Here is a 6,000-nt window from a genome sequence, read left to right as displayed (position 1 = left end):
CGCTCGTACGCCTCCGGGCTGGACTCGGTGAAGGACTCGCCGTAGGCGAAGTCCATCGACACGTCCCGGATCTCCATCGAGGTCCCCGGCACCTTGGAGCCGAAGCGCACCGTGACGCCCTCGTCCGGCTGGACCCGGATGACGACCGCGTTCTGCCCGAGCTCCTCGGTGGCGGTGGTGTCGAACGGCGAGTGCGGGGCCCGCTGGAAGACCACCGCGATCTCGGTGACCCGCCGGCCCAGCCGCTTGCCGGTGCGCAGGTAGAACGGCACCCCCGCCCAGCGGCGGTTGTCGATCTCCAGCTTCACCGCCGCGTAGGTGTCGGTCTTCGACTTCTTGTCGATGCCCTCTTCCTCGAGGTAGCCGATGACCTTCTCGCCGCCCTGCCAGCCGGCCGCGTACTGGCCGCGCACGGTCGAGGCGCCCAGGTCCCCGGGCAGCCGGACCGCGCCGAGGACCTTCTCCTTCTCCGCCGCCAGCGCGTCCGCGTCGAAGGAGGCGGGCTCCTCCATCGCGGTCAGCGCCAGCAGTTGCAGCAGGTGGTTCTGGATGACGTCACGGGCGGCGCCGATCCCGTCGTAGTAGCCGGCCCGGCCGCCGATGCCGATGTCCTCGGCCATGGTGATCTGCACATGGTCCACGAAGGACCGGTTCCACACCGGCTCGAACATCGTGTTGGCGAACCGCAGCGCCAGGATGTTCTGGACGGTCTCCTTGCCCAGGTAGTGGTCGATCCGGAACACCTGTTCCGGGGCGAACACCTCGTGCACGACCTTGTTCAGCTCCTCGGCCGACCTCAGGTCGTGGCCGAACGGCTTCTCGATGACCGCGCGCCGCCAGGAACCGCCCGTCTGCTCGGCCAGACGGTGCTTGCGCAACTGCTGGATGACTACGGGGAACGCCCTCGGCGGCACCGACAGGTAGAACGCGAAGTTCCCGCCCGTGCCCTGCGCCTTGTCCAGCTCCTCCATCCGCTCCCGCAGCCGCTCGAACGCCTCGTCGTCGTCGAAGGCGCCCTGCACGAAGCACATGCCCTGGCTGAGCTGCTGCCAGACCTCCTCCCGGAAGGGGGTCCTGGCGTGCTCCCTGACCGCGTCGTGGACCTCCTTGGCGAAGTCCTCGTCCTGCCACTCGCGGCGGGCGAAGCCGATCAGCGAGAAGCCCGGCGGCAACAGACCCCGGTTGGCGAGGTCGTAGACGGCGGGCATCAGCTTCTTGCGGGACAGGTCGCCGGTGACGCCGAAGATGACGAGCCCGGACGGGCCCGCGATCCGTGGCAGCCGCCGGTCGGCTGGGTCACGCAGCGGATTGCCGCTCCACTGGTTCATCGGTTCGGCCTCCGCATACGGCGGCTCCTTCTCGGCATCGCCCGGGCTTCACCGCCGCGGATGGCGAACTCCCGCGGCGGCACTGTTACTTCGGCGCGCTCCCGACCGAACTCGCCCGGCCGTGTCGCGCTTGATCAGCCTAGGGAACGGCGCCCCGCCCGGCATCCGTCATTCGACGGTCCGTACGAATTCATGACCCTCCGCGCGGACGCCGACGGTCCGCGCGGAAGGCCGTGCCCGGCTGGGTCCGGGTCAGGACTGGTAGTGCTCCACGACGGAGGCCGGGCGCACCCGGGCCTCGTCGGGGTCCTGGCCGAACTCGGTCCTGGCCCGCCGCTGCCGCAACAGGTCCCAGCACTGGTCCAGTTCGCGTTCCAGCTCGCCGAGCCGGCTGTGCTCCTCGGCGCCGCTGATCCGGCCGGCGCTCAGCGCGTCGCGCAGCTCGCGCTCCTGCGCGGCCATCTCCGTGATCCGGTGGAGGATCCGGTTGTCCTGCTCAGCCATGGTCTGTCCCTCCTCGGGTACTGCTGTCCTGGCGGTGCTCAGCCGCGGTTCTCGGCCTGGAACATCCAGCTCTGCTTCTCCAGTTCGGCGGTCAGGCCGATCAGCAGGTCCTGGCTGACGGCGTCCGCCCGCCCGGTGTCCTCGATGCGGGTGCGCATCCGCGCGATCAGGGCGGAGAAGGAGGCGACCAGCGCCTCGACGGCCGCCGTGTCGGCGACCCAGCCGGGCGGGAAGGCGGGCAGGCCGCTGCTCGCGGCGACGGTGCCGGCCAGACCGTCCGGGCTGATGCCCAGCGCGGCGGCGCGTTCGGCGACCTGGTCGGCGTAGTCGCGGGCCAGGGTCACCACCTCGTCCAGCTGCTGGTGGATGGAGCGGAAGCGCGGGCCGTAGAGGTTCCAGTGGGCCTGCTTGGCGAGGAGCGACAGGTCCAGCAGGTCGACCAGGGCCCCCTGGAGGGCGTTCCCGGTCACCTGGCGGTCGTCGTCCGCCAGGGGGCTGGTGATGATGGTCATGGCTGCGCGGCCTTCCCTTCCCGATGCGTGCCGGGCCGCGGGAGGCGACCTGGTCCTGCGAACGGCGGGGAGGTCTACCCGGAGCGGCCCACGGGGCGCTCCGCCGCACTGGCGGGCGCCTGTTGGTACGGCCCATTGTCGAGTCCGGCGCCGTCTGACGGATCGGTCGTTTGACTGGTGCTCCGCGTGGACCCGGCCGCCCAGGGGGCGCCGGGCGCCCCGCGCGGCGGGCGGTTACGGCTTCTCCGGCTCGCCGAGCGCGTCGCGCAGTCGGGCACGGGTGGTGACGGCCGGCTTGGGGAAGACCTGGTACAGGTGGTGGCCCACCGTGCGGGCCGACAGCAGCAGGCGTTCGCCGATCTGGCGGTTGGTGAGGCCGGTCGCCGCCAGCCGGGCGATCTGGAGTTGCTGCGCGGTCAGCCGGCCGGCGCCGTGGCCCGCGGCCCGGCCGCGGCGCACGCCGACCCCGCGCGCCCGCGGTTCGGCGGTGGCGCTCGGCCCACGGGCGGGCGCCGAGCTGTTCCAGGGTCGTGTGAGCTCGGGTCGGTTCCGCGCGGGCCTCGCCCGTGCGCCGCCGACGGCGCAGCCACTCACCGAACTCCAGGTGGACCAGGGCCCGTTCGAAGGGCCACTGTTCGCCCCCGGGGTCGGCCGGCGCGCCCGAACGCCTTGAGCAGGGCGTCCCGCTGGGGACCGGGCGGTTCGCGCACCTCGGGCAGGAGGGACCTGAGCGGGTGCAGGCCCGCGAAGACGAGTTCCCGCTCGCCCTCGTGGCCCGCGCACCGCAGCTCGAAGCGCGTCGCGCCCGGCGCGTCGGGCCGGCCGGGTGTCACCGCTGGGAGCCGATGACGGCGCAGTCGTCCCCCCGGGCGGCCTCCATGGCCTCCCGCAGCCCGGCCGGAGGCGGGGCGATCCTGCGCGTCTCGACGTCCAGCCAGGCGGACAGGCAGTGCGCGACGGCCGCCTCGGCGCCGTCCTCCCGGGAGATCACGTGCCGCATCCGCCAGCGGGAGCCGTCGGCGCTGAGGCCCACCATCTCGCACGAGACCTCGACCCGCTCGGCGAGATAGACCTCGCGCCGGTAGTCGATCTGCTCGCTCAGCACGATGGGCGCGAAACCCGTCTTCCGCAGCATGCGTACGTCCCAGCCCGCGGACATCAGGTGGTGCATCCGGGCGGTGCCCGCGTACTCCAGGTAGCGCGTGTTGCGCAGGTGGCCGTTGAAGTCGGTGTCGTCCCAGCGGACCTCGAAGGACTTGGTGAAGATTCGGGACATGGTGGGGGATCCGTTTCCGTTCGGGATGGTCGATGCCGTCCCGGGGATCACGGGCGGCGGCCACCCGGTGCCGCGGCGGGCCGCGTCCGTCCGTCGAGGAGCGGCGTGCGTCGCTCGTCACGGCGCTGGAGAACGCGGCGCGCACCGCGCGGGGCGGCCGTGCGTCCCCGGCCGCTCATCGGGCTCCGAACACGCCGTGGGAGGGACCCCGGGCACACGTGTGTCGAATGGTCCGGCACCGGGTGGTCCGGAGAGTGTATCCGGAACCGACGGGTCCCGTTCCGGGTGCGTCCGCAGGCCCGTTCGCACACCCCCCGCCCCGTCGACGTCCCGTCACCGCTCCGCCGGCGCGGAGGCCTTCCCGGTGCCCGCGCCGACGCTCCCGTGCGCGGAGGGCGGCGGGGATCCCTCGGGCAGTCGCCACACGTCGGGGTGGGCGGCGGCCAGGTCGCGGGCGGCGGCCCGGCAGGCGGCGACGAAGTCGGCCACCGCTCCGGAGTCGTCGTCCCCGCGCCACATGACGCTCATCCGGTTGAACAGCCCGGGCATCGGTACGTGGACCACCTGGGGGTGGCCGGCGAACCGGAACGACGACGGGACCGCCGACACCCCCAGTCCGGCCGCCACGAGATCGGCCACGGCGGAGGGCGCGGTCGGTATCGCGGTGAGTTCGGTGCGGGCGGCGAGCGCGGCGGTCCGCAACTGCTCCCAGCAGTGGCGGCGTTCGCGCAGCGGGAACAGGAAGGGTTCACCGGCCAGGTCGCGCAGCGTGATCTGCGCCGCCCGGGCCCTGGGGTGCGACCGGCCGAGCAGCGCGCTGGTGCACTCCTCCACCAGGGTCTCGCTCGCGCACCCGTCCTCCGTGGACTCGTCCCAGGTGAGCACCGCGTCGACGCGTCCCTCGGCGAGTGCCGCCGTCTCGTCGCCGTCGTCGAGGCCGGTCACCGACACCTGGACGTCGGGGCGGGTGCCGCGGAACCTCCGCAGGGCCTCGGCGAGCAGGCTTCCGGGCGGGCCGGGCAGCGGGGCGGAGACGGTCAGCACCACACCGCCTCCCGCGGCCGCCGACCGGGCTGCGTGCACGATGCGCCGGTTCTGCGCCAGCGCCCGTTCGGCGTGCGGGACGATCAGCCGCCCCGCCCCGGTGAGGACGGCGCCACGGGGTGTGCGCTCGAACAGCGCCACCCCGAGCAGGCGTTCCAGTTGCTGCACCTGCCGGCTGAGCGCCGACTGGGCGACCCGGAGCCGGTCCGCCGCGTGCCGGAAGTGCCCCTCCTCGGCGACGGCGAGGAACGCCCTCAGCAACCGGAGTTCGATGTCGGGCTCCGGGCGGGCCGCCGGTGGGCCCGGTTCAGGTGTGTGCACGGCGGGAAACTCCTCCGCGGTCGGGCCGCTGGGCGCGGCGGGACGACGTCCGCCCCGCGATGTCGGGACGGGGACACCCCGGCTTGCCGTCGGGACGGGGGCGCCCGGGCCTGCCGTGGCGACGGGCGCACCCCGGTATGCCGTGGCGACGGGGACACTCCGGTATGCCGTGGCGGCATCGGGTGATGACGAAACGGTCTTGGACCGCACGGGATTCCCTCTGTTCACATGGTCGGGCGACAGATCGGAAGCGAGGAACGAAGTGACGTCCCTTTCTGGCAACATCACCGCCCCCGTGCTGACGGACCCCGACACCCAGGGCGCGGTGAACTTCCTGGGCGGCCTGGTGCGGATGCGGGCCCGGGCCGCGCAGACCGCGGGAGCATACGCGCTGCTGGAGCACAGCGGCGAGCGCGGTTACATGTCTCCACTGCACCTGCACGAGAACGACGAGGAGACGTTCCTCGTCCTCGAGGGCACGCTGCGGGTCGAGGTGGGCGACGAGGTGCGCAGTGTGGGTTCGGGCGCGCTGGCCCTGCTGCCCAGGGGCCTGGCGCACGGCTTCGTCGTGACCTCGCCCCAGGCGCGATTCCTGACGCTGCACACCCCCGGAGGCGGTTTCGACGAGTTCGTGGCCGAAGTCGGCGTGCCGTTCGTGAACGGTGAGCCGCCGCAGGCCGGTCCCGGTCCCGACCCCGAGGAGCTCACCCGCGTCGCGGCCGCCCACGGCATCCGGATCGTCGGCCCGCCGCTGCTTCCCTGAGCGTTCGCCTTCCCTCCCCGCTGGCCCGCGAGAACCACGGGCCCGCCCCTGAGGCGGCTCGCGCACCACGCCGGCCCGGACGTGTCCGGCCCCGGCACGACGGGGCCGGTGTGCGCGAGCCGCCGCGCCGTGTTCCGGCGCGGCACACGCCCGCCCCCGCGAGGGCCCACCCAGGTGTTCAACCGGGGGAGCAGGTGTGCGTGAAAGGGCAGCAAGGATGCACCACCGGCCACGATGGGGCCGATCCGCGCC

At 73.4% G+C, this 6,000-nt stretch carries 7 protein-coding genes; 1 reads left to right on the top strand and 6 read right to left on the bottom strand.

Going from position 1 to position 6,000, the window contains the following annotated elements; translation table 11 throughout:
- The 6 genes from zwf to ACF061_RS13675 form a co-directional block, all read right to left on the bottom strand.
- Positions 1 to 1,328: glucose-6-phosphate dehydrogenase (gene zwf, locus ACF061_RS13700; protein ID WP_392267030.1), on the bottom strand; the 1,328-nt coding region annotated here is incomplete at its 3' end.
- Positions 1,329 to 1,580: 252 nt separating this feature from the next.
- Positions 1,581 to 1,832, bottom strand: coding sequence for a DUF2630 family protein (locus ACF061_RS13695; protein ID WP_392267029.1), 252 nt, complete (start codon positions 1,830 to 1,832; stop codon positions 1,581 to 1,583).
- A gap of 38 nt (positions 1,833 to 1,870) precedes the next feature.
- A complete protein-coding gene (locus tag ACF061_RS13690) occupies positions 1,871 to 2,344 on the bottom strand; it encodes a Dps family protein (protein ID WP_392267028.1) in 474 nt (157 codons plus the stop codon).
- A gap of 234 nt (positions 2,345 to 2,578) precedes the next feature.
- Entirely contained in the window at positions 2,579 to 2,803 is a 225-nt protein-coding gene (locus ACF061_RS13685) for a helix-turn-helix transcriptional regulator (RefSeq protein ID WP_392267027.1), read from the bottom strand.
- Between the two features lie 370 nt (positions 2,804 to 3,173).
- The gene (locus ACF061_RS13680; RefSeq protein ID WP_392267026.1) at positions 3,174 to 3,620 is read right to left on the bottom strand and encodes an acyl-CoA thioesterase; all 447 of its coding nucleotides are present in this window, start codon (positions 3,618 to 3,620) and stop codon (positions 3,174 to 3,176) included.
- A gap of 333 nt (positions 3,621 to 3,953) precedes the next feature.
- The gene (locus ACF061_RS13675) at positions 3,954 to 4,985 is read right to left on the bottom strand and encodes a LysR family transcriptional regulator (RefSeq protein WP_392267025.1); all 1,032 of its coding nucleotides are present in this window, start codon (positions 4,983 to 4,985) and stop codon (positions 3,954 to 3,956) included.
- A 262-nt stretch (positions 4,986 to 5,247) separates the two neighbouring features.
- Between ACF061_RS13675 and ACF061_RS13670 the strand changes: the two genes are divergently transcribed.
- Entirely contained in the window at positions 5,248 to 5,748 is a 501-nt protein-coding gene (locus tag ACF061_RS13670; protein WP_392267024.1) for a cupin domain-containing protein, read from the top strand.
- The last annotated feature ends 252 nt before the right edge of the window (positions 5,749 to 6,000 follow it).

Origin of the sequence: Streptomyces sp. NPDC015220, assembly GCF_043079345.1 — a bacterium.
Taxonomy (GTDB): Bacteria; Actinomycetota; Actinomycetes; order Streptomycetales; family Streptomycetaceae; genus Streptomyces.
This window is presented reverse-complemented; position numbering and strand designations above follow the sequence as displayed.